Source organism: Pseudomonas sp. NPDC086566 (genome assembly GCF_050280885.1).
In the GTDB taxonomy this organism is placed as follows: domain Bacteria; phylum Pseudomonadota; class Gammaproteobacteria; order Pseudomonadales; family Pseudomonadaceae; genus Aquipseudomonas; species Aquipseudomonas vlassakiae.
In genome coordinates this window covers 150,241-170,746 of sequence record NZ_JBNNWD010000002.1, presented here as the reverse complement: position 1 = coordinate 170,746, position 20,506 = coordinate 150,241, and the positions used below count along the sequence as shown (strand labels likewise).

Genomic DNA, 20,506 nt, shown 5'->3' with positions numbered 1-20,506 from the left:
CAGCATAGTGCAGATATCATCCATAATCCATTCTTATTCTGCATTTTAATGCAGTTTCAGGTGGCTCAATCACCTAGAATCTGCATTAAGATGCACAATGATCCACAAAAAAAGGGGAGCATCCGCCCCCCAGAGGTTAACCGCTTGTAGATGAAGGCTTATCTCAGCCTTCGATCTCGATCAGGATCTCACCCGGCGTCACGCGATCGCCCTTGGCCACGTGGATGGCCACGACCTTGCCGGCAATGGCCGCCTGCACTTCGGTCTCCATCTTCATCGCTTCGGTGATCAGCACGGCCTGGCCGGCCTTGACCACGTCACCTTCCTTGACCAGCACATCGACGATGTTGCCCGGCATGGTGGTGCTGACGTGGCCCGGTGCGCTGGCCTGCTTGCGTTTGCTGCTGCCGCCGCCGACAAACTCGTTGAGGGGTTCGAACACCACTTCTTCCGGCATGCCGTCGATCGACAGGTAGAAGTGACGCTTGCCTTCTGCCTTGACGCCCACGCCGGTGATGTCGACGCGGTAGGTTTCACCGTGGACGTCGATGACGAACTCGGTCGGGACCCCTTCACCGCCATGGGACGCCACGGCACCGGCCTCAGGAATCGGCAGCAGGGCTTCGGGGGTCAGGGTGCCGGCTTCACGTTCTTCCAGGAACTTGCGACCAATGTCCGGGAACATGGCGTAGGTCAGCACGTCTTCTTCGCAACGGGCCAAGGCACCGATATCGCTGCGCAGCTTGGCCATCTCTGGCTTGAGCAGGTCGGCCGGGCGCACATCGATGATTTCTTCGTTACCGATGGCCTGACGGCGCAGTTGCTCGTTGATCACGCCCGGTGCCTTGCCATAACCGCCTTGCAGGTACAACTTCACCTCGTTGGTGATGGTCTTGTAGCGCTCACCGGCCAGCACGTTGAAGAACGCCTGGGTACCGACGATCTGCGAGGTCGGCGTTACCAGAGGCGGGTAGCCAAGGTCTTCCCGTACACGCGGGATCTCTGCCAGCACTTCGTTCATGCGGCTGAGCGCGCCCTGCTCCTTGAGCTGGTTGGCCAGGTTGGAAATCATCCCGCCCGGCACCTGGTTGACCTGCACGCGGGTATCCACGGCGGTGAACTCGCTCTCGAACTGATGGTATTTCTTGCGCACGGCGTAGAAGTACAGGCCGATTTCCTGCAACAGCTCCAGGTCCAGGCCGGTGTCGAACTCGCTGCCCTTGAGCGCGGCGACCATCGACTCGGTGCCTGGGTGGCTGGTGCCCCAGGCAAAGCTGGAGATCGCGGTATCGATGTGATCGGCACCGTTTTCCACGGCCTTGAGCTGGCACATGGCGGCCAGGCCGGCGGTGTCGTGGGAATGGATGAACACCGGCAGCGACTGCTCGGCCTTCAGCGCCCTGACCAGTTCACCGGTGGCGAACGGTGTCAGCAGGCCGGCCATGTCCTTGATCGCAACCGAGTCGCAACCCATGGCTTCCATCTGCTTGGCCTGGGTGACGAAGGCGTCGATGGTGTGCACAGGGCTGACGGTGTAGGCGATGGTGCCCTGGGCGTGCTTGCCGGCAGCCTTCACCGCTTCGATGGCTACGCGCAGGTTACGCACGTCGTTCATGGCGTCGAAGATGCGGAATACGTCGATGCCGTTGACCGCAGCCTTGGCGACGAAGGCCTTGACCACATCGTCGCTGTAGTGGCGGTAGCCCAGCAGGTTCTGGCCGCGCAGGAGCATTTGCAGGCGAGTGTTGGGCAGGGCCGCACGCAGTTTGCGCAGGCGCTCCCACGGGTCTTCCTTGAGGAAGCGCACGCAGGCGTCGAAGGTGGCGCCACCCCAGACTTCCAGCGACCAGTAGCCGACCTTGTCGAGCTTGTCACAGATCGGCAGCATGTCTTCGGTACGCATACGGGTAGCCAGCAGAGACTGGTGGGCGTCGCGCAGGATCGTGTCGGTTACGTGAATTTTCTTGGACATTATGGGGATTCCTCACAGGCCTGCGTGGGCGGCGATGGCGGCGGCGATGGCCAGGGCCAGCTCTTCGGGTTTGCGCTTGATCGAGTAGTTGGTCAGTTCCGGGTGGCTTTCAACGAAGCTGGTATTGAACTGGCCGCTACGGAATTCCGGATTGCGCAGGATTTCCTGGTAATACGCGGCAGTGGTCTTCACCCCCTGCACGCGCATGTCATCCAGGGCCCGCAGGCCGCGGTCCATGGCTTCTTCCCAGGTCAACGCCCAGACCACCAGCTTCAGGCACATGGAGTCGTAGAACGGCGGAATGGTATAGCCGGTGTAGATCGCCGTGTCGGTGCGCACGCCCGGGCCGCCGGGGGCGTAGTAACGGGTGATCTTGCCGAAGCTGGGCAGGAAGTTGTTCTTCGGGTCTTCGGCGTTGATGCGGAACTGCAACGCGTAGCCACGGTGCTGGATGTCTTCCTGTTTCACCGACAGCGGCAGGCCCGAAGCGATGCGGATCTGCTCGCGGACAATGTCGATACCGGTGATTTCCTCGGTGATGGTGTGCTCCACCTGCACCCGGGTGTTCATCTCCATGAAGTACACCTCGCCATCGGCGAGCAGGAACTCCACGGTACCGGCGTTCTCGTAGTTCACCGCCTTGGCCGCACGCACCGCCAGGTCGCCGATGTACGCGCGCTGCTCAGGGGTGAGCTGTGGGCTCGGGGCGATTTCGATGAGCTTCTGGTTGCGGCGCTGGATCGAGCAGTCACGCTCGAACAGGTGCACGACGTTGCCGAAGCTGTCGCCGAGGATCTGCGCCTCGATGTGCTTGGGGTTGACGATGCACTTTTCCAGGAACACTTCAGCCGAGCCAAAGGCCTTGGTGGCTTCGGAAATCACCCGTGGGAAATTCTGTTCCAGCTCTTCACGGCTGTTGCAGCGGCGGATACCACGGCCGCCACCACCGGACGTGGCCTTGAGCATCACCGGGTAACCGATACGGTCTCCTTCGCTCAGGGCTTCATGAATATCGGCGACATTGCCTTCGGTGCCGGGGGTGACCGGCACACCGGCCTGGATCATGGTGCGACGCGCTTCGGTCTTGTCGCCCATGCGGCGGATGACGTCGGCGGCCGGGCCGATGAACTTGATCCCGCGCTCGGCGCAGATCTCTGCCAGTTCGGCGTTTTCCGAAAGGAAACCGTAACCCGGGTGCAGGGCATCACAGCCGGTTTCCACAGCAAGGTTGACCAGCTTGCGCGGGTTCAGGTAGCCGGCCAGTGGCTCGGCACCGATGCTGTAGGCCTCGTCGGCGCGCTTGACGTGCAAGGCGTGGCGGTCGGCGTCGGAATAGATCGCGACAGAGCGAATGCCCATCTCGGCGCAGGCACGCACGATCCGAACTGCGATTTCACCCCGGTTGGCGATCAGGATTTTTTTTATCACTGGAGTCTTCCCAAAGCCGTAGGAACAGACGATCCGGTTGTACCGGTCGGCGCGTGACCATAGGTTGCTGGCCAGTCGCACATTCACCCTAGCGCCGAAGGTTGATAAACAAAAATCAATATTTGTTAGGGGCTGTATTAGCAAAAGCTTATAGTTCGGTAACAAGGTATTGCCGAAGAGCTTATAAAAATGCGTAAGTCCTTGATGCGTATGACATTGCGCCAACTGCAGATCTTCAACGAGGTGTGCGATTTACGCTCGTACAGCCGTGCGGCAGAAGAGATGGCCCTGACGCAACCAGCCGTTAGTCTACAGATCCGGCAACTCGAAGAGCTGATCGGCCAACCCTTGTTCGAGTACGTCGGCAAGAAGCTCTACCTGACTGAAGCCGCCGAAGCTTTGCAGCGGGCCAGCCGCGATATCTTCGGGCGCCTGGAAAGCCTCGACATGCAGCTATCGGACATGCAGGGCTCACTGCAGGGGCAGCTGAAACTGGCGATCGAGTCCAGTGCCAAGTACTTCGTGCCACACCTGTTCGCCGCCTTCAAGCAGCGTCACCCGGAGGTCAACCTCACCCTCACGGTGGTCAACCGTGCCCAGGCGATCCGTCGCCTTTCCGACAACCGCGACGATCTAATCATCATGTCGATGGTGCCGCAGGACATGGGGCTGGAGTTTCTGCCGTTTCTCAATAACCCGATCATTGCCGTGGCCCCGCCGGAACACCCGTTGTGCAAACTCGAACACCTGCGCCTGCAAGACCTGGAGCCTCATACGCTGCTGGTCCGCGAACAGGGTTCGGGGACCCGCAAGGCTTGCGAGGAGTACTTCAAGGACAAGCGCGTGCACTTCACCCAGACGCTGGAAGTCGCCTCGGCCGATGCCCAGCGCGAATGCGTAATCGCCGGCCTGGGCATTGCCCTGTTGACCCGCCATGCCGTCAACCTGGAGCTGGCTACGGGGGTACTCAGGGAGCTGCCGGTGGAGGAGTTGCCGCTGTACCGCAGCTGGTGCGTGGTGCAGGCCAAGGCCAAGCGACAGTCGCCGGTGGCCTTGGCGTTTCTGGCGTTCATCCGTAGCGAACGTGCACTGATCAGCGCACTGGTTGAGCGTTTTTCGGGAAAGTTGCCGCCGAAGCCTGCCACACCGTGAGCGCTTGCAGCTCGGGGTAGTCGGCGAGATCGCGTAGCAGTTGACGTTGGTCGCAATAGCTCTCGATCGCGCGGCGGTATTCCATGCGGCGCTGATCCTTTTCCTGCTGCTTGCGAGCCTTGGCGCTGGGTTGGTAGGTACCGTCGAAGTCACGAGCCATTGCCTGTCTCCCAGTTAGGATGCGGGAGTTTCAGACTGGCTTTGGGGCTTTACGGTTTGGCTGTGAAACGGTGACAAAACCGTGAAATCTGCTTTGTCTGTACTGGCCTCTTCGCGGGTTTACCCGCGAAGAGGCCAGCGATCAGTCGTCGGTAGCCTTGATCGACTTGGGCGACAACCGCAGGCTGCGCAAGCTGCGCTTCACGCTCTTGAGATGATTGACCAAGCTTGGCCCACGGGCCATCGCCACGCCCATGGCCAGCACGTCGATCACCACCAGGTGAGCGATACGCGAGGTCAGCGGGGTATAGATTTCGGTATCTTCATGAACATCGATCGCCAGGTTGACCGTCGACAGCTCCGCCAGGGGCGTCGCGCTTGGGCACAACGTGATCAGGTTGGCACCACTTTCCCGCACCAGATTGGCGGTGATCAGCAGGTCCTTGGAACGCCCCGACTGGGAAATGCACACCGCCACGTCACCCGGTTTCAACGTCACCGCCGACATGGCCTGCATGTGCGGGTCGGAGTAGGCCGCGGCGCTGAGCAGCAGGCGGAAGAACTTGTGCTGGGCGTCGGCGGCTACTGCGCCGGACGCACCAAAGCCATAGAACTCCACGCGTTGCGCCTGAGCCATGGCACTCACTGCCTGCTGCAAGGCCTGTGGGTCCAGGTGCTCGCGTACTTCCATCAGCGTGTGCAGGGTGGTGTCGAAGATCTTCAGGCTGTAATCGGCAACCGAGTCGTCTTCATGAATCGCGAACTGGCCGAAACTGGCGCCCGCCGCCAGGCTCTGCGCCAGCTTGAGCTTGAGATCCTGAAAGCCCGAACAACCGATCGCCCGGCAGAAGCGCACGATGGTCGGCTCGCTGATACCCACGCTGTGCGCCAGGTCGGCCATGGAGCTGTGCATTACGGCAGCCGGGTCGAGCAGCACGTGGTCGGCCACTTTGAGTTCCGATTTGCGCAGCAGGTGGCGCGATTGGGCGATATGTTGCAACAGATTCACGGGCTGGACTCGGTTATGATCGGCTGGCCGGGATGTAGCTTTCTTGTAGTTATACTACATGGAGGCCAACCCGCCCAGTTAAACGAACGTGGAGAGTGGTGGTTTGACTATTCCTTGCGACATTCTGGTGTTCGGTGGCACCGGTGACCTGGCCCTGCACAAACTGCTGCCGGCGCTATATCACCTGTATCGCGAGGCACGGCTGAACAACGCGGTGCGCATCATCGCCCTCGCCCGCCGCCACATAACCCGTAATGAGTACCTCAAGCTCGCTGAACGCCATTGCCGGGCGCAAATCGCCCGCCACGATTTCGACGAGGATGTGTGGCAACGCTTCTCCGCCCGCCTCGACTACTTCCCCATGGATGCGGCGCAAAGCGCTGATTTCGGCCGCCTGGCCCGCTACCTCGGCGAGCCTGGAGGGCTGACCCGCATCTACTACCTGGCCACTGCACCCAACCTGTTCGTCCCCATCGCGAACCACCTGCGGGTTGCCGGGCTGGCCGACAGCGAAGCGCGCATCGTGCTGGAGAAACCGATCGGCCACTCACTGGCCTCGGCCACCGCCATCAACGAAGCGATCGGCGCGGTATTCGATGAATCGCAGGTGTTTCGCATCGACCACTACCTGGGCAAGGAAACCGTGCAGAACCTGATGGCCCTGCGCTTCGCCAATGCCTTGCTGGAGCCGGTGTGGCGCAACGGCCAGGTCGACCATGTGCAGATCAGCGTCTGCGAAACCCTCGGTGTGGAAAACCGCGGCGGTTACTACGACCGCGCCGGGGCGACCCGCGACATGCTGCAGAATCACCTGCTGCAGCTGCTGTGCCTGGTGGCCATGGAGCCGCCGGCGCAGTTCGAGGCCGAAGCCGTCCGCGACGAGAAAGTGAAGATCCTGCGCGCGCTCAAGCCCATCACCGGCCAGGACGTGCAGGACAAGACCGTGCGCGGCCAGTACGGTGCCGGTCATATCGGCGGCCAGGAAGTACCGGCCTACTATTTCGAGAAAGACGTCGACAATGACACCGACACCGAGACCTTCGTCGCCGTGCACGCACACATCGACAACTGGCGCTGGGCTGGCGTGCCCTTCTACCTGCGGACCGGCAAGCGCATGGCGCGGCGTTCGTCGCAGATCGTCATTCAGTTCAAACCGGTGCCCCACGAGCTGTTCATTGGTGGCCAGGTCAATCAGCTGCTGATCCAGCTGCAGCCGGAGGAACGCATCAGCCTGCGGATGATGACCAAAAGCCCCGGCAAGGGCATGCGCCTGGAACCGGTCGACCTGGACCTGAACCTGGCCCAGATATTTGGCCAGACGCGCCGTTGGGACGCCTACGAACGGTTGTTGCTGGACATCCTGGAGGGCGATTCGACCTTGTTCATGCGCCGCGACGAAGTGGAGGCCGCCTGGGCCTGGATCGACCCGATCATCAAAGGTTGGGAAGAGCACTTCCAGGCGCCTCGCCATTATGCTGCCGGCAGCAATGGGCCGGAACAGGCCAACAGCCTGCTGGCCAGGCATGGCAGGCACTGGCATGGCTGATGGTGCGCTCAGTGCCCCCAGGGACGGGCAATCATCTCCCTGAACTCAGGCTCCGGGATGGGCCTGCTGATCAGGTAGCCCTGGGCCTCATCACACCCCTGCTCACGCAGGAAAGCCAACTGTTCCGCCGTTTCCACCCCTTCTGCCACGACCTTCAGGCCCAGGCTTCTGGACAGGGTGATGATCGCTCGGGTTATGGCGGCATCCTGGCTGCCCTCGGACAGGCCACGGATGAATGCCTGGTCGATCTTCACGTAGTCCACCGGCAGGCGCTTGAGGTAACTCAGTGATGAATAGCCGGTGCCAAAATCGTCGATGGCCAGCTTCACGCCCAGTGCACGCAGTTGCCCGAAGGTCGAGATGATATGCTCGACGCTGTCCAGCAGCTGGCTTTCGGTAAGCTCCAGCTCCAGCTGATGCGGCGCCAGCCCGGTTTCTTCAAGCACTTGACGCACCAGACTGACAAGCTTGCCCTGACGCAGCTGATAGACCGACAGGTTGACCGAAACCCGCACCTCCAGCCCCTCCCCAAGCCACTCGCGAGCTTGCCTGCAGGCATGGCGGAGCACGAGTTCTCCGATCGGAGCAATCAGACCGGTTTCTTCCGCCAAGCCGATGAATTCAGCTGGCGGCACCATGCCCCGCTGCGGATGCGGCCAGCGCACCAGTGCCTCGGCAGCATGCAGGCGGCCGCTACGCAGGCAAAGTTTGGGCTGGTAATAGACCATCAGTTGTTCTTCATCGATGGCCTTGCGCAATTGGGTCTCCAGTTGCAGGCGCTCGAGGGTACTGGCACGCAGGCTCTCGGTATAGAACTGGAAGTTGTCGCCGCCCAGATGCTTGGCATGCTGCTTGGCCATGTCTGCCTGGCTGATCAGCGAATCAGCATCGAGCGTGGCATCGGACAGTACACTGATACCCACCGAAGCGCTGACCACGACCTCATGCCCATCGAGCCGCTGCGGCTTGCGCAACTTGTTCAGCAACCGCGTGGTTACTCGCACCAGGCTCGACAGGTTGCTGTAACCATCGAACAGCACGGCAAACTCATCGCCAGACAGCCGCGCCACGGTATCCGCCTCGGGAACGGTGCTGACAATGCGCCGGGCAATCTTGTGAATCAGCTGATCGGCCAGTTCATGCCCCAGGCTTTCGTTGAGCAGCTTGAAACGATCCAGATCGATATGCAGCAGGGCAAGGCTGCGGCCGTTGCTGCGTACCCGTTGCGCGGCTTCCTGCAGGCGCAGCCGGAACAATGAGCGGTTGGCCAGCCCGCTCAGTTCATCGTAGTGCGCCAGATAGCGCAGGCGCTCTTCGGATGCCCGACGCGCCGACAGGTCGGTAAAGAAGCCGACCACCTGGCTCAAGTGGCCCTGTGGGTCGCGCACCGCCGTCAGCTGCAAGCGTTGCGGGTGCAGCTCGCCGTGCTTGCGCGCCTCTACCAGTTCACCCTCCCAGCCGCCTTGCTGCGCCAGCGCCGACTCGATGGCCTGGCTGTGCCGGCGCGCATCGCTGTGGCATGGCAGGTCGAACAGCTCGCGCGCCAGTAGCTCGGAGCGGTGGTAACCGGTCATCTGGGAGTAAGCCTGATTCACTGCCAGCACCACGAAATCGGCACTGAGAATCGCCACGCCCTCGTTGCAGGCTTCAAACACCGTGGCGGCAAGGCGCTGCTGCTCTTCGAGCACCTTCTGTGCCGAGACCCGTTGCAGGTCCTGGTTCAACGCCTGATTCTGAAACCGCCGCAGCAAGCTTCGGTCGAGCAGGCGGTTGACCTGCCAGGCTACCACCAGCAGCGCCGCGAGCAGGATCAGCCCGAACCAGCCCCAACCACGCTGCTGTCCGGCGCCGAAACAGAACAGGAACAGGATGGGCGGCAACAGGCAGGGCAAGGCAAAGCTGAGAAAGGCCGGCAAGCTCACTGCATAGGCAATGCTCGCACTCAAGGTGGCCATCCCCAGCAGCCCGAACACCCAGGCCTGCTGCACGAAGTTGTGGTCCGGCACCAGCGCTATCGCGGCACACGCCAGGGTCAAGCCACTGAACGCCGAGCCGAGCAAGAACATGCGCCGCCAGCCGGGGTTGGCCTGGCGTTGCGCCGTGGCTGCATCGAATGCCGCAACCTGGATCACTCGAAGGGCCACCAGCGCCAGCAGCCATACCAGCCAGACGCCCACCAGCAGATAGCGCCCAGGGCTCCACACCAGCCAGGCGCACAGCAAACCGGTCAGCAGCATGAACAACGTGGGCAACAGTGAGCCCTGATACAACAGGCGAGTTCGCTCAACGGACAGCTGAGTGGCGAACTGCCTGCGCACGTTCCTTGTCATCTCCAGCGATACTCCAATCGCCGTGCAGTCCTGAGTCATAGCGCGGGTTCTTGTACTGTTCTTGTTATGGTTGGCGTTGAACGAGCTGCGATCTTACACAAACGGCAGATCTGGCCAAACTGCTCCGTGGCATCATTCACAAGGTCGTACCGGGCAAGCACTGGCCTGGCTGAAATGTAGTGGATGCAGAACCCGATGAGCGACAGGGCGAGAGGTGAATATTTATACAGTAGACGTTTGCCCCTTTACCGGCCTGCCCCTAGAATGGCCGGATGCACACAGATGACCTCTCCCTCCTGCTGAACTCCCTCAACGATGCCCAGCGCCAGGCCGTCGCCGCCACGCTTGGGCGTCAGCTGGTGCTTGCTGGCGCCGGTTCCGGTAAAACCCGCGTGCTGGTGCACCGCATCGCCTGGCTGATCCAGGTCGAGCAGGCCTCGCCGCACTCGATCCTGTCGGTGACCTTCACCAACAAGGCTGCCGCCGAAATGCGCCAGCGGATCGAGCAATTGCTGGGTATCAACCCGGCCGGCATGTGGGTGGGCACCTTCCACGGCCTGGCGCACCGCTTGCTGCGGGCGCACTGGCAGGAAGCACGCCTGGTGCAGAACTTCCAGATCCTCGACAGCGATGATCAGCAGCGGCTGATCAAGCGCGTCATGCGTGAACTCGGCCTGGACGAGCAAAAATGGCCGGCCCGCCAGGCCCAGTGGTTCATCAATGGGCAGAAGGACGAGGGCCTGCGCCCACAGCATATCCAGGCCAGCGGCGACTTGTTCCTGCAGACCATGCGGGATGTATACAGTGCCTACGAACAGGCCTGTGAGCGCGCCGGGGTCATCGACTTCTCCGAATTGCTGCTGCGCGCCCTCGACCTGTGGCGCGACCACCCAGGCTTGCTGGAGCATTACCAGCGGCGCTTCCGCCACCTGCTGGTGGACGAATTCCAGGACACCAACGCCGTGCAGTACGCCTGGCTGCGCCTGCTGGCAGGCAAGAACGGTGGCAGCCTGATGGCGGTGGGCGACGACGACCAGTCGATCTATGGCTGGCGCGGCGCCAAGATCGAGAACATTCACCAGTACACCGCCGACTTTCCTGACGCCGAGATGATCCGTCTGGAGCAGAACTACCGCTCCACTGGCGGCATCCTCAAGGCTGCCAACGCGCTGATCGCCAACAACAGCGGGCGCCTGGGCAAGGAGCTGTGGACCGACATGGGCGAAGGCGAGCCGCTGACGCTCTACGCCGCCTACAACGAACACGATGAAGCGCGCTATGTGGTCGAGACCATCGAGAGCCTGATCAAGCAAGGCAACGCGCGCAGCGATATCGCCATCCTGTATCGCTCCAACGCCCAGTCGCGGGTGCTGGAAGAAGCCCTGCTGCGCGAACGCATCCCCTACCGCATCTACGGTGGCCAACGCTTCTTCGAACGTGCCGAAATCAAGAATGCGATGGCCTACCTGCGCCTGATCGAAGGCCGCGGCAACGATGCGGCACTGGAGCGGGTGATCAACGTGCCGCCCCGTGGCATTGGCGAGAAAACCGTCGAAGCCATCCGCGAACATGCCCGCCACAGCCAGCTGTCCATGTGGGAAGCCATGTGCCAGCTGTTGGCCGCCAAGGCGCTGAAAGGCCGCGCCGCTTCTGCGCTGGGAGCCTTTATCGAGCTGATCGAGGGCCTGGCCAGCAGGGTCGCGGACATGCCGCTGCACACCATGACCCAGACGGCCATCGAGCAATCCGGCCTGATCATCTATCACCAGGAAGAAAAGGGTGAAAAGGGCCAGGCACGGGTAGAAAACCTTGAAGAATTGGTCAGCGCCGCGCGTAACTTCGAACCCAGCGAAGACGACGCCGACCTGTCGCCGCTGTCGGCCTTCCTTGGCCATGCCTCACTGGAGGCCGGCGATGCCCAGGCGGACGAGCACGAAGACAGCATCCAGTTGATGACGCTGCATAGTGCCAAGGGCCTGGAGTTCCCGTACGTGTTCCTGGTGGGCATGGAAGAAGGCCTGTTCCCTCACAAGATGAGCCTGGAGGAACCCGGCCGCCTGGAAGAGGAACGCCGCCTGGCCTACGTGGGCATTACCCGCGCCATGCGCCAGCTGATCATGACCTATGCCGAGACTCGCCGTCTTTATGGCAGCGAAACCTACAACAAGGTGTCTCGTTTCGTACGCGAGATTCCGAGCGGCCTCGTTCAGGAAGTTCGCCTTTCCAACAGCGTCAGCAGGCCGTTCGGCGGCTCGACGAGCACCAGCAGCAGCCTTTTCGCCAATGCGGCCATTCCACAGACCGCCTTCAGCCTGGGCCAGCGCGTGCAGCACTCGGTGTTTGGCGAAGGGGTGATCCTCAATTTCGAGGGTTCCGGTGCCCAGGCGCGCGTGCAGGTAAACTTTGCCGAAGGCAGCAAATGGCTCATGCTGGGGTACGCCAAGCTCGAGGCCATCTAAACGCCTCGTAACACTCCAGGCAAAAGCTGGAAACATCTTGTCGCTGGTCATGTGCACAGGAACCTGTGCACCATGACGCGCGTGCAATCCACAACAGGGGAAATCCCATTTATGCAACGTTTTCTTAGCATCGTACTGGCGCTTTGCGTCGGCCTGACGCTGAGCCTGGACGCCAACGCCAAGCGTTTTGGCGGCGGCAAGAGCTCGGGCGCCGCACCTATCCACCAGACCCGCCAGGCTACGCCAACCACGCCTGCTGCCGCGCCGACCGCGCCAGGCCGCGCCCCGGCCGCCGCCAGCGGTGCTTCGCGCTGGCTGGGCCCACTTGCCGGCCTCGCCGCCGGTGGCCTGCTGGCGTCCATGTTCATGGGTGACGGCTTCCAGGGCCTGCAGATCATGGACTTCCTGATCATGGGCCTGATCGCCTTCCTGGTGTTCCGCTTCATTGCCGCACGCCGTCGCCAGCAGCAGCCGCACATGGCCGCTCCGGGCCACGCGCCGTTCCAGCGTGAAGCCCACGGCCAGCAACCTGCCCAACCGTCGATCTTCGGGGGTTCGGCCGCCCCTGCCGCCGCAGCCGCTCCGGTGATCAACGCACCGGCCTGGTTCAACGAGCAGAGCTTCCTGGCCGCAGCCCGCAGCCACTTCCAGTCGCTGCAGCAGCACTGGGATGCCAACGAGATGGACAAGATCGCCGAGTTCGTCACCCCGCAGATGCTTGAATTCCTCAAGCGCGAGCGCGCCGACCTGGGCGATGGCTTCCAGTCCACCTACATCGATGACCTCGATGTGCAGCTGGACGGTGTCGATGATCGCGCCGACCGCACCGACGCCACGCTGACCTTCCGTGGCGTGTCGAAGACCTCGCGCTTCGACCAGGGCGAAGCCTTCAACGAAAGCTGGCACATGGTTCGCGCCCATGGCGACAACCAGCCTTGGCTGGTCGCCGGTATTCGTCAAAACGGTTAACCGCCGCACGTTGCACAAAAAACCCCGGGCCTGTCCCGGGGTTTTTGCTTTTGCCAGAGCGGACTACTAGGGTATAACGCGCAGCGTTGTCATCAAGGTCAGAGGATGTAAACCGTGGAAGAAGTGATTGAACAACTCCGTGAAGCCAATGAACCCGTGCCGGTGCCGCTGGAGCTTCCCGACGAAGACCAATTGGTCGAGATCGAGGAGCAGCTGTTCATCAACATTCCGTTCGTATTCAAGGAGTTTCTGCTGACGGTCAGCGACGTCGTGTACGGCTCGCTGGAGCCGGTGACCTGCACCGACCCGCATTCGCACACCTACCTGCCTGACGTCGCTGCCAACGCCTGGGACGCCGGCGTGCCGCGTGACCTGATCCCGCTGTGCCAGGATGGCGACAATTACTACTGCGTCGAGGAAGATGGCACCGTGGTGCTGTGGGATGGCGACGAAGAAGCCGTTGCCGAGGAAAGCTGGGAATCGGTGTGGCACTGGGCACGGGATGTATGGCTGGAGAGCTGACGATTCGACGCTGAACGCCAGGGCCGCTTTGCGGCCCGTTTGCGACACCTGGGCGCCTCTGCCCAGGCATGCCCTCAGTGCGAATGATCGCGGCTGTTCTCCAGCGTTTCCAGCAAGGCGATCTGCATCCGCGAATGCACGCGGATGAACCAGCGCCACAACAACGACACCACCACCGCCGCTACCACCGCGATCACCAGCAACAGCTCACTGGTCGGCAGAATGCTCGCCGACAACGCCGACAGCAGCAGGAAGATCACCAGCAGCGACAGCAGCGGAATCACCTCGGCAACCACACGACGCACGCGCTGGGTGTGCCGCCCGGCCATTTCCGGTTTCACTCCCATCTCTGCCAAGAGCATCGACAATGCCTTGAGCTTGCGATACGCAGCAATCAGGAACGGCAGCGACAGCAGTAACGCCGCACCCCAGATCAACGCCTTCTGTTGGCTGACATCCGTGACCCATTCGTTCAACCAATTGCCGATGCGCCCGGCGAAATAGCCACCGCTGAAGAAGATCGCGATCACCAGCGCCAGGTTGACGCCCACCTGCAGCAGAATGCGCCGGATCATCGCCGCCAGCATGGCGCTTTCACCTTGCGGCTGAATGTTGCGCAACCATTCCCCATACAATGACAGGACCCGCGCCAGGCGCCTCGGCACGACTTTGCCAAGCTTCAGCGACAGCGGGTCGGCGGCGCGAATCAGGTAAGGCGTCAGCAGCGTGGTGATGGCAGAAACCGCCACCGCCACCGGGTACAGGAAGTCGCTGGTGACCTGCAGGGTCATGCCCAGTGCCGCGATGATGAAGGAGAATTCGCCAATCTGCGAAAGGCCCATGCCGACCCGTAGCGAAGTACGGCCATCGTTACCGGCGATGAATGCGCCCATCCCGCAAGACAGCATCTTGCCCAGTACCACCGCCAGGGTGATCACCACGATCGGCCAGGCATAGTCGACAAGCACCTTGGGGTCGATCATCAGGCCAATGGCGACAAAGAAAATTGCGCTGAACAGGTCGCGAACGGGCTCGATCAGGCGTTCGATCTTCAGCAACTGGCGTGACTCGGCCATGATCGCACCGATCAGGAAGGCCCCCAGCACCATGCTGTATTCCAGCTTGACCACCAGCAGGCAAAAACCAAAGCACAGGCCAAGCACTGTGATCAGCAACATCTCGTTGCTTTCGAACTTCGCCACGTAGGCCAGTAGTCGCGGCACCAGAAGGATGCCGATGACCAGTGCGACGATCATGAACAACGACAGCTTGCCGACCGTCGAGAACACTTCGCCGGAGCTGACTGTGCCGCTGACGGCAATGCCGGACAGCAAGGCGATGATGCCGATACCGAGGATGTCCTCGACGATCAGCACGCCAAATATCAGCTGGGCGAAGCGCTCGTTCTTCATCTTTAGGTCGTTGAGGGCCTTGACGATGATGGTGGTCGAGGAAATCGCCAGGATCGCGCCCAGGAACAGCGAGTCCATGGTGTTCCAGCCGAACCAGCGACCGATCTCGAAACCGATCCAGATCATCAGGACGATTTCCAGGAACGCCGCGATGAAGGCCGTGGCGCCGACCTTGAAGAGCTTGCGCAGGCTGAACTCCAGGCCCAGGCAGAACATCAGGAAAATGACCCCCAGCTCGGCCAGGGTCTTGATCGTGTCTTCATCGTGGATCAGGCCGAACGGCGGCGTGTGCGGGCCGATGATGAAGCCGGCGACGATGTAGCCCAGCACCACGGGCTGCTTGAGGCGATGAAAGAGAATCGTCACCACACCGGCGACCAGCATGATAACTGCCAGGTCCTGGATGAAGCTGATGGCATGCATGGCGCGATACTCCTTGTCGACTTTGTGGACACCTGGGCAGACCGCTCCTCTGCCAAGGCACAGCCGGGCGAGCAGCAAGTACATACTGTATTGAATGCAAGAACGCCCACGTTGCGTGGGCGCAGTCAGGTTAACATCGCACCCTGCCGCAAAAAGGCGGTGCAATATGTAGAAACAGATCGGCCGATCAGCCGCCTCTGATGACGTAATTGGCGTGACCATGGAGCGTCCGGCAACGTCCCGTAAGTCAGGAAGGCAAACCTTCTAGAGGGGAAACCAGAAGTGTCAGCAGATACCCGCCCCGATTCAGCGCAACCTCACCGTGAGCACACTATGGAACCTGGAAACGCCCAGCTGAGCATGACCGTCCTGATGACCCCGGACATGGCCAACTTTTCTGGCAACGTACACGGCGGCACATTGCTCAAGTATCTCGACGAAGTGGCCTATGCCTGTGCCAGTCGCTATGCCGGCAGCTATGTGGTGACCCTGTCGGTCGACCAGGTGATCTTCCGCGAGCCGGTACACGTCGGCGAGCTGGTGACATTCCTCGCCTCGGTCAACTACACCGGCAACACGTCGATGGAAGTGGGGATCAAGGTGGTCACCGAGAACATCCGCGAGCGCTCGGTACGTCATTCCAACAGCTGCTTCTTCACCATGGTCGCGGTCGATGACAACCGTCGCCCGGTACCCGTGCCGCCCCGCCAGCCACACTCCAGCGAAGAGAAGCGCCGTTTCCTGCAGGGCCAGCAGCGCCGGCAGATCCGCCAGGAACTGGAAAAGCGCTACCAGGACTTGAAAACCGACTCGATCTAGATTGCCAGGCGCTGCGCCTCGAAGCGCACGCGCGGATGAGCGATGCGATCCTGGGCCCGCACCAGCTGCAATTCATAGCTGGCGCAGGCCTGGGTTTCCAACAGCACCTCGTGCACGGCCGCAGCAGTGAACTCAAAGGCCTGCTGCCAGCTGCCGCCCAACAGCACGCGGGCCAGGAACAACCCCGAGGTCAGGTCGCCTACGCCAACCGGTTGCCGAGGGAACGCCAGCAGAGGGCGACGCAGGTGCCAGCTTGCTTCGCGGGTCACCAGCAACATCTCGAACATATCTTCAGCCCGCCCCGGATACGACAGGTGCTTGACCAGCAGCACCTGCGGGCCACGTTCGAGCAGGCTGCGCGCCATGCTCACGCAGTCCTCGAGCGATTGCGCCCGACGGCCGCAGAAGCTGTCCAGTTCCAGCTGATTGGGGCACAGGATATCCGCCTTGGCCGCGGCTTCATCGAGCAGGAATTCGCTGACTTCTAGCGGAACGATACAGCCCTTCTCCGCATGGCCCATGACTGGATCACACAGGTACAGCGCCTTCGGATTTACAGCCTTGATGCGTTCGACCCCTGCCAGGATCGCCCGGCCCTGCTCGGCGCTGCCCAGATAGCCGGACAGCACGGCGTCGCAGTGGCCCAGTTCGCCGATGTTGGAAATACCTTCCACCAACGCAGGAATTTGCGCAGGAGCGAGCACTTCGCCCGCCCACTGGCCATACTGAGTGTGATTGGAGAACTGTACGGTATTGAGGGGCCAGACATTGACCCCGATACGCTGCATGGGGAACACCGCAGCGCTGTTGCCGGCGTGGCCGAATACCACGTGGGACTGAATGGCGAGCAGGTGCGGGGTACGTTTCATGCGGGAGGATTCCAAAGCTGTTTCAAGGATTGTGCAGCGCGCAGTATGGACTCGATTGCCACCTGTACGACAGGCCAGGGACGCAGTTAAGCTGGTTCGACCTGTTTGGAGCATACGTAAATGTTGACCCTGGAGAATCTCTTCGTCCTGATGTTGCTGGCCACGGCAGGCGCTTGGTTATGGCACAACCATGGGCTGCGCGAGAAGGCCCTGGAGCGGGTCAAACAGCATTGCGCAAAGCTCGACCTGGAGCTGCTGGATGACGCCGTTGCGCTCAAACGCATCGCGTTCATCCGCGATGCAAACGGCAAGAAGCGCCTGGCCCGCGTCTATGCCTTTGAGTTCACCGTGACCGGTGAACAGCGCCACCCTGGCACCGTGACCCAGTTCGGCGCCCACAGCGCGCAGATCGAACTGGCCCCCTACCCGTTCGAGATCAAGACACCGCCACGGACTGACAATGTGATCGAGATGCAGCAGTGGCGTCAGGAGCACAATCGCTGGCGTAACTGAAAGCAAGAACCCGCTCCCACTGGGTAGGTGATTGCTTTCACACCAGGCATTCAGCCAGCGCCAGCTTTAGTGGATGTTCTGGTTGCACCTGTTCGAAGATCAGCTCGATGCGCGAGTCCTTGCGCCATTCGCTTGGCAGCCACTGCGGCAACTCACCGTCCAGCCCATTGAATGACTGCCATCCGTCCGCGCTGTGGATAACGCCCTTGGCTCGCCGCCACGGCCAGGCCGAAAGAAACGCCTGCAACCGTTGTGGTTCGAATCGCTGGCTGGGGTGCCAGCGCCAGCCGATGCTCCACCCTCCTTCTCCCTCCTGAGCCGAACAAATCGGCAGAGAAGGATCTATCCACAGGGCTGAAGGCGCTGTGGATAGAGTTGTGTCGGGCACATCATCAACCGAACCGACACCCATTTGATGAGTGGATGAAACAGGCAGCATTTCGAGTTCGACCGACCCCTGCTGGGTCCAAAGCGGGCGGACATGGGAAAAATCTCTGTTTATCAACAGCTTAGTATTTTCATCCACAGCCTCAGCCTTGTTTAGCACAACCAGCGATGCCGCTTGCAAAGCCTGTTGCTGGGCATTTGCCAACGGCTCACCACGGGCCAGTGCCTGAGCGTCCAGAACCATCACCAACGGCTGCACTGCCAATACCCCAACCCAAGGTGCCTGATGTAACTGGTTCATCAACTGCACAGGATGACCAAGCCCGGAAGGCTCGATAAACAAACGGTCAGGCCGCGCTTTGCGCAGCAGGCGACCCAAGCCGACCTGGAACGGTGTACCGTTCACGCAGCACAGGCAGCCGCCGGCCACCTCGCCGATGGCAATACCGTCCTCGTCGCGGCTGAGCAAGGCCGCATCGAGGCCGACCTGGCCGAACTCGTTGACCAGCACGGCCCAACGTTCGTTTGCCGGGCGCTGGGCCATCAACTGGCGGATGAGGCTGGTCTTGCCAGCCCCCAATGGACCGGCGATGACGTGGGTGGGGATGTTCTGCAGCATGCCAGGACTTCTACGCGGAATTTCACCCCACTATGACCCGTCAGGCCAGCCAGTCAAGACTGAGCAGCAGACGCCGCTGATCGCTGGCTGGAGAGCGGTGGATAAGTCCCGCGCCTTCATTGCCCAGCCATTTCTCTCCTTTGACAACTGCAACCTCCCCCGCCCGCAACACGCGAATGTTATCCACAGGTGCTGCCGCCAAATGCAGCCCGACTCGCTCTATTGCGCCTTCTTCCAGCCATTCACTGCCAGGGCCGACGTAGGTGGTGAGCAAGCGCAAAGGCACGTTATCCACATGGAAGCGCGGGCACATGGCACTTTGCAGCACCCGCAGCCGCAGCCCCACCCGCCGCGCCCCGACCAGGCAGGTGTAGGCCGATACCAGCCACCTCACGTCGGCAACAAACCCCTCGTAGCCATGGAGGTCGGCAGCTTCCTGCAGTAAGCCAGGCAATGGCGGCGGCTCGTGCTCGTTCACATCCAGCACGCGCTGGTCAGCCAAGGACTGACCGAGGTTGACCGCCAGGGCGGCAAAGTCCTCGACCTGCGCAGGCAAACGGCGCTGCCAGACGGCCAGGTTAACGCCATCCTCGAAGATATCGGTGAGCACCTTTGGTGCTTCACCGAAAGCCTGGCGGATGATCCGCGGGGGCAACGCCAGGTTCATGCTGCTTCCTCGGCCAGCCAGGGACCGAACGGATCTGGCAGGCGCAGCCAGGCCATCGGTCCGAGTGCCATTTCCTCATCGCTCAGCAGGCAGGCATCCAGCTCTGTGGATAACTGCGCAAAGTCGATGTTCTGCCCGATGAAGACCAACTCCTGACGGCAGTCACCGGTTTCAACGTGCCAGTGCCTGAGAATATCCGCTGTGCTCTGCTCATCCTGCGGCCAATGCTCGCGCGGCACAAAACGCCACCAGCGCCCGGCCAGGCCATGACGCATCATGCCGCCCGCCTGCGACCAGCTACCGGCTTCCTGGAACTTGCTGGCTAGCCAGAAAAACCCTTTGGAGCGCAGCAGCCGGCCGTTACTCCAGGGGTTGTGGATAAAGTCAAAGAAGCGCTGTGGATGCAGGGGACGACGGGCTTCCCAGGTACTCGCCGCGATGCCGTACTCCTCGGTTTCCGGTATGTGCTCGCCGCGCAATTCCTGCAGCCAGCCTGGCGCCTGCGCCGCCAGGTCGAAGTCGAACAGCCCGGTATCGAGAATCCGCGCCAGCGGCACCTGGCCCATGACCATCGGCACGATCTGCGCGCGGGCATTCAGGCTTCGTAGTATGGCGGTCAGTTCTTCGCGCTCGTGCTGGCTGATCAGGTCGATCTTGCTCAGCAACAGCACGTCGGCGAACTCGACCTGTTCGATCAACAGGTCGCTGATGGAGCGCTCATCTTCTTCACCCAGCGTCTCGCCGCGGCTGGCCAGGCTGTCGGCTTGCTGATAATCGCGCATGAAGTTCAGACCATCGACCACGGTGACCATGGTGTCCAGGCGTGCCATGTCGGACAGGCTACGGCCTTGCTCATCACGGAAGGTGAAGGTCTCGGCAACCGGCAACGGCTCCGAGATACCCGTGGACTCGATCAGCAGATAGTCAAAACGGCCTTCCTCGGCCAGTCGCGCTACCTCCTCCAACAGGTCTTCACGCAAGGTGCAGCAGATGCAGCCGTTGCTCATTTCAACCAGTTTTTCTTCCGCGCGGTTGAGGCTGACGTTGCGCTGCACTTCGCTGGCGTCGATGTTGATCTCACTCATGTCATTGACGATGACCGCGACCCGAAGGTTGTCGCGGTTACGCAGCACATGGTTGAGCAATGTGCTCTTGCCGGCACCCAGGAAGCCAGACAGCACGGTGACAGGGAGGCGATTGGACATGGTTAACCCTCTTCAGGCGGACGCACTCGAAACGATGCATTGCATA

Annotated in this window: 17 protein-coding genes; 7 read left to right on the top strand and 10 right to left on the bottom strand. The window is 61.5% G+C overall.

Annotated elements, in window-relative coordinates:
* Positions 1–163 precede the first annotated feature (163 nt).
* Together oadA and ACQKPS_RS04980 are read right to left on the bottom strand one after the other, a co-directional pair.
* Positions 164–1,972, bottom strand: coding sequence for a sodium-extruding oxaloacetate decarboxylase subunit alpha (oadA, locus tag ACQKPS_RS04985; protein WP_254482348.1), 1,809 nt, complete (start codon positions 1,970–1,972; stop codon positions 164–166).
* A gap of 12 nt (positions 1,973–1,984) precedes the next feature.
* Entirely contained in the window at positions 1,985–3,400 is a 1,416-nt protein-coding gene (locus ACQKPS_RS04980) for an acetyl-CoA carboxylase biotin carboxylase subunit (protein WP_054884776.1), read from the bottom strand.
* A 204-nt stretch (positions 3,401–3,604) separates the two neighbouring features.
* Between ACQKPS_RS04980 and ACQKPS_RS04975 the strand changes: the two genes are divergently transcribed.
* A complete protein-coding gene (locus ACQKPS_RS04975) occupies positions 3,605–4,552 on the top strand; it encodes a LysR family transcriptional regulator (protein ID WP_254485636.1) in 948 nt (315 codons plus the stop codon).
* Here the strand turns inward: ACQKPS_RS04975 and ACQKPS_RS04970 are convergent.
* Both ACQKPS_RS04970 and hexR read right to left on the bottom strand, forming a co-directional pair.
* The gene (locus tag ACQKPS_RS04970; protein WP_254482350.1) at positions 4,494–4,712 is read right to left on the bottom strand and encodes a PA3496 family putative envelope integrity protein; all 219 of its coding nucleotides are present in this window, start codon (positions 4,710–4,712) and stop codon (positions 4,494–4,496) included. The genes ACQKPS_RS04975 and ACQKPS_RS04970 overlap by 59 nt on opposite strands.
* Before the next feature lie 141 nt (positions 4,713–4,853).
* Positions 4,854–5,720 (bottom strand): transcriptional regulator HexR, encoded by an 867-nt coding sequence (gene hexR / locus ACQKPS_RS04965; RefSeq protein WP_027917078.1) that lies wholly within the window; start codon positions 5,718–5,720, stop codon positions 4,854–4,856.
* Positions 5,721–5,823: 103 nt separating this feature from the next.
* Between hexR and zwf the strand changes: the two genes are divergently transcribed.
* On the top strand, positions 5,824–7,266 hold the full coding sequence (gene zwf / locus ACQKPS_RS04960; protein ID WP_254482351.1) for a glucose-6-phosphate dehydrogenase: 1,443 nt from the start codon (positions 5,824–5,826) through the stop codon (positions 7,264–7,266).
* Positions 7,267–7,274: 8 nt separating this feature from the next.
* Here zwf and ACQKPS_RS04955 read toward each other — a convergent pair whose 3' ends face one another.
* The gene (locus ACQKPS_RS04955) at positions 7,275–9,635 is read right to left on the bottom strand and encodes a putative bifunctional diguanylate cyclase/phosphodiesterase (RefSeq protein ID WP_254482352.1); all 2,361 of its coding nucleotides are present in this window, start codon (positions 9,633–9,635) and stop codon (positions 7,275–7,277) included.
* Between the two features lie 233 nt (positions 9,636–9,868).
* Here ACQKPS_RS04955 and uvrD point away from each other — a divergent pair, with 233 nt between their 5' ends.
* The 3 genes from uvrD to ACQKPS_RS04940 all read left to right on the top strand — a co-directional run bounded on the left by uvrD (position 9,869) and on the right by ACQKPS_RS04940 (position 13,546).
* The gene (gene uvrD, locus ACQKPS_RS04950) at positions 9,869–12,055 is read left to right on the top strand and encodes a DNA helicase II (RefSeq protein ID WP_427603022.1); all 2,187 of its coding nucleotides are present in this window, start codon (positions 9,869–9,871) and stop codon (positions 12,053–12,055) included.
* A gap of 111 nt (positions 12,056–12,166) precedes the next feature.
* On the top strand, positions 12,167–13,024 hold the full coding sequence (locus ACQKPS_RS04945; protein ID WP_427603021.1) for a Tim44 domain-containing protein: 858 nt from the start codon (positions 12,167–12,169) through the stop codon (positions 13,022–13,024).
* 114 nt (positions 13,025–13,138) lie between these two features.
* Positions 13,139–13,546, top strand: coding sequence for an SMI1/KNR4 family protein (locus ACQKPS_RS04940; RefSeq protein ID WP_254482355.1), 408 nt, complete (start codon positions 13,139–13,141; stop codon positions 13,544–13,546).
* A 74-nt stretch (positions 13,547–13,620) separates the two neighbouring features.
* Here ACQKPS_RS04940 and ACQKPS_RS04935 read toward each other — a convergent pair whose 3' ends face one another.
* Positions 13,621–15,381: a cation:proton antiporter gene (locus ACQKPS_RS04935; RefSeq protein WP_254482356.1), complete on the bottom strand. Its 1,761-nt coding sequence runs from the start codon at positions 15,379–15,381 to the stop codon at positions 13,621–13,623.
* Between the two features lie 333 nt (positions 15,382–15,714).
* Here ACQKPS_RS04935 and ACQKPS_RS04930 point away from each other — a divergent pair, with 333 nt between their 5' ends.
* On the top strand, positions 15,715–16,200 hold the full coding sequence (locus tag ACQKPS_RS04930) for an acyl-CoA thioesterase (RefSeq protein WP_016394349.1): 486 nt from the start codon (positions 15,715–15,717) through the stop codon (positions 16,198–16,200).
* Here the strand turns inward: ACQKPS_RS04930 and pdxY are convergent.
* Positions 16,197–17,069, bottom strand: a complete 873-nt coding sequence (gene pdxY / locus ACQKPS_RS04925) for a pyridoxal kinase PdxY (RefSeq protein WP_427603018.1) — start codon at positions 17,067–17,069, stop codon at positions 16,197–16,199. The genes ACQKPS_RS04930 and pdxY overlap by 4 nt on opposite strands.
* Positions 17,070–17,189: 120 nt before the next feature.
* Here pdxY and ACQKPS_RS04920 point away from each other — a divergent pair, with 120 nt between their 5' ends.
* Positions 17,190–17,582 carry a DUF3301 domain-containing protein gene (locus ACQKPS_RS04920; protein WP_254482358.1) on the top strand — a complete coding sequence of 131 codons (393 nt, stop codon included), beginning with the start codon at positions 17,190–17,192 and terminating at the stop codon, positions 17,580–17,582.
* Positions 17,583–17,619: 37 nt separating this feature from the next.
* On the opposite strand, the gene ACQKPS_RS04915 is transcribed toward ACQKPS_RS04920, so the two are convergent.
* Genes ACQKPS_RS04915 through zigA form a run of 3 tightly spaced genes read right to left on the bottom strand, consistent with a single transcriptional unit; the run spans position 17,620 to position 20,460 of the window.
* On the bottom strand, positions 17,620–18,588 hold the full coding sequence (locus ACQKPS_RS04915; protein WP_427603016.1) for a CobW family GTP-binding protein: 969 nt from the start codon (positions 18,586–18,588) through the stop codon (positions 17,620–17,622).
* A gap of 40 nt (positions 18,589–18,628) precedes the next feature.
* Complete coding sequence (locus ACQKPS_RS04910; protein ID WP_283723430.1) at positions 18,629–19,255, bottom strand: DUF1826 domain-containing protein; 627 nt, start codon at positions 19,253–19,255, stop codon at positions 18,629–18,631.
* Positions 19,252–20,460 carry a zinc metallochaperone GTPase ZigA gene (gene zigA / locus ACQKPS_RS04905; protein ID WP_254482361.1) on the bottom strand — a complete coding sequence of 403 codons (1,209 nt, stop codon included), beginning with the start codon at positions 20,458–20,460 and terminating at the stop codon, positions 19,252–19,254. Before zigA ends, ACQKPS_RS04910 begins: the two co-directional genes overlap by 4 nt.
* Between the last annotated feature and the right edge of the window lie 46 nt (positions 20,461–20,506).